The sequence below is a fragment of the Elusimicrobiota bacterium genome (assembly GCA_041658405.1).
GTDB lineage: Bacteria > Elusimicrobiota > UBA5214 > JBBAAG01 > JBBAAG01 > JBBAAG01.
In genome coordinates this window covers 1-3,285 of the sequence record JBBAAG010000143.1, presented here as the reverse complement: position 1 = coordinate 3,285, position 3,285 = coordinate 1, and the positions used below count along the sequence as shown (strand labels likewise).

Below are 3,285 nucleotides of genomic sequence, written 5' to 3'. Positions count from 1 at the left end.
CACTGTGTGTGCATCAGGGCGACTTCGGGTTTTGTAATCTTCGCCACCCCGCCTGGGTTACACATCATGCCGGTAACATCATTACTCACCGCCGTATACGCCGAACCCATCCCTACGGCACGTGCGCTGCTGCCGATCTTTAGAAACGCTGCACCTACGGGGTCTGCTGTAACGCCGTAAGATACTGAGGTTAGTACTGCTAAGACTGCAATTATTATGTTTTTCATATATTTTTCCTCTTATTTTATCACCGCAAGTTTTTTCACAGCCTTGATGTCAGCATACCCGGACTTATGCGCTTTTATTAGGTAAATATATACCCCGCTGGCATACCCGCCGGAGTCCCATTCCTGTTCGTAACAATACTTGTTGTTCACCACACTTGCTGAATTACCATCAATATTGGTGGTGTATATTAACTCACCGGCAATGGTGTATATACCAATATCTACTTTATCTGCTATACCGACTTCAATGTGTAACACCGGATTCTTCCCATACTTTGCAGGATTAGGGAAGCTGTACACTTCGCCGAGTTTGAATTCCGGGTTAGGGCCGGTATTATTTCGGACCAACCGTTGCGCAGCGTATATACCTGAACCCGTACTGGTTTTTACGGTATACGCATCGCTAAACCCAAGCTGGTTGTTTGTATTACGCACAAGAAATCTGATTTTGTTTTGGTCGAACGAATACTGCATAAATGGTACTGATACTGCAGTAACCGTTTCTATACCGGTACTGCCGGCGGTTCCCGTACATTCTGCTGAACGGTAAGCACGGAATCCGTCTGCCAGGATGGTTGTATCAACCACTGTTGTGGACTGATAGAACGTAAACACAGCGCCATCAATAAAATCCCAGCCCGCAGGTGTGCCGGAAACTATGAAATCTGTGGTTTTTAGGACAATATAGTTCCATCCGTTGAAGGTAGCAGTGTTTTCTTGAATAATGTAGTTATACATATATAATCCGGTAGCTCCGCTTAACAACGATATTGTCATTGAGCTAACATTGACTTTGTTTGTAACATAAAGCCAAAAACCTATATTCTCAAATTCTGATAAATCCATTGCGGTAAATGTGTCAATCCAGCTCGCGTATGGTTCTCCCCCTGTGAAGTTGCACGGGAAAACTAGTGAACGTGTATTCTCTTTTACGTTATCGCTGCTTATTACAACGTTACCGCCGTCACCGGATTCTACCCACTCGTTTTGCGCCGCGACGTTTGATTCGTACTCAAAATCGTTTATCAATCCATGCCATATCGTACCGCCGTCGGTACTATATGCATACCCTGCTGTTGTGGTGTCTATACCAGAACGTATGTCCTGTACCTGTATACGGCAAGACGGGGTGGTAGTGTTAATCTCAGTAGTTTCGCCGTCCACCCATCCGCCGGTACTCGTGGAGAGTTCAAAGTATGTCCAGTTGGTTGGTACTGACGTTGTGATTTTTACAGTGTATTCCAGGCTGGTAAACACGCGGGAGTCCGTATCTGAAATTAAGAACTTGATTTTGTTTGCAGTACCGCTTTCCTGGTTAAACGGTACAGATACTGCAGTTAAGGTTAAGTTATTGGAGTCGCCGGTATAGCTTACCGACGAGTATCCGTATAAATCATCAATTGTTAGCGTTACATAGCTTGTGGTCGCGCCATACACTCTATACCTTACCCCGTTTATCTGTTGCCACCCGGCTGGCGCATCACCGTAACTGGCGGTCGAGAATTCTATTTTTGACAATACTACACGGTTCCAGCCGGACGAAATACCGGCGTTTGTATCAACATCAAGTTCGTCGTAGTACCACCCGTCGCCGCTTTGGAAGTACAAAACCATTGAATCCACCAAGCTTTTGTCAGGAATGTTTAACCAGTAACTAAACTTGTCGCAAGTTGTTAAGTTTAATGTAGATACGAATGTACTTGTCCACGCAGCGGTTGTGTTCTCCACTGGGGTAAACTCGCAGGGAAGGTTTAACGCTTTAGTGCCTTCCTTATAATTCGTTGTGCTGATAGTAACATCCCCAGCGGCACTACCGGGTTCTTTTACCCAGTTCTGCTGTGCTGCGGTATCATCGGTATATTCAAACTTGTCAAGCGCGCCGGACCAGTTCGTCCCTGCGTTGGTACTGTAAATATACCCCGCAGTGGTGGCGTCCATATCAGACAAATCGTCGGTAATGTTTACTCTGCAATCCGGCGTTGAGGAATCGATCCATAAAGTTTCACCCACCCAAGTACCAGTTGATCTTTGGCTGGTAAAATCCTGCCAGTCGCAGGTTACGATGTCGATTTTATCTATAATAATTTGTTTTACTGATAATTCAAAGTCATACCCCGTTGCACTGCGGGTGATACAGTCTGATAAATCTATAACTGTATTTAGTACCGTAAGGTTGATATTTTCTAATGTAAACTCACAGGTAATAACATATACAGTAGTGGAAACACCAATAACAGTCTGCTGGTTGCTGTTTCTTAAAGTCCCGGTAGCCGACGATATTGTGTAGCTGACTTGCGAATAATTCCCTGCGGGTAAAGACGCGGCGTTAAGAAAGTCTACGCTTTGGTTGACATACACATTTTCTAAATTAACAGTTTTTGTCGTAACACTGAGGCCAAGCCATTCTGAGGTTGATGTATTATACACTTGCACACCTGAGAAGGTTAATGACAAATTTGAAAACCTGTATATTTCGTTCTCGATAACCGAAGTAGCGGCGGAAAGAGTTGAGCAGAATATAAACATTAATGATACAAGGAATACGATTGGACCAGTAAACTTATTAAAACTAACTTTCATGAAATGCATATCTCCTTACTCTTTTTAATATCCTTACTACTCTATATAGACACCTGAGTACTCATAAAGTTCAAATAATTTTCTCTCTACTAAATAAGACACCGAAATTACTTAAAAAGTTCAAACTCAAACAAAAAAATAATACCCCTCTCATTTTTACGTACAACATTACTTGCAGATTCCTTTGGTACAACGATTCAATGAATAAAATATGTTTATCCTTTACTTCGCTACCACAACACTGCCGGTGACCAGTTTGCCGTTCGCTTTGAACTGGTAAATGTATACGCCGTTAGCAACGGGTTGGCCGTTGTCGTCAGTACCGTCCCAGCCGGATGGATTGGATATACGCCGTACCACTCTACCCGAGAGGTCACAGATTGTTACGTCAACGTTTTCTTCCCGGCCTTGCATTAACCGTATACTTAAGTACCGTGTTATCCCGCTGAAGGTTGCATTATCGTTTCTCCCGTCATGG

The 3,285-nt window shown here is 43.6% G+C and carries 3 protein-coding genes; all 3 read right to left on the bottom strand.

Going from position 1 to position 3,285, the window contains the following annotated elements:
• A partial coding sequence (locus tag WC955_13280) for a UPF0164 family protein (protein MFA5860027.1) occupies positions 1 to 227 on the bottom strand: 227 nt, incomplete at its 3' end.
• 12 nt (positions 228 to 239) lie between these two features.
• Positions 240 to 2,807 carry a DUF4382 domain-containing protein gene (locus tag WC955_13275; GenBank protein MFA5860026.1) on the bottom strand — a complete coding sequence of 856 codons (2,568 nt, stop codon included), beginning with the start codon at positions 2,805 to 2,807 and terminating at the stop codon, positions 240 to 242.
• A gap of 222 nt (positions 2,808 to 3,029) precedes the next feature.
• The coding region (locus tag WC955_13270; protein ID MFA5860025.1) for a FlgD immunoglobulin-like domain containing protein at positions 3,030 to 3,285 on the bottom strand (256 nt) is incomplete at its 5' end.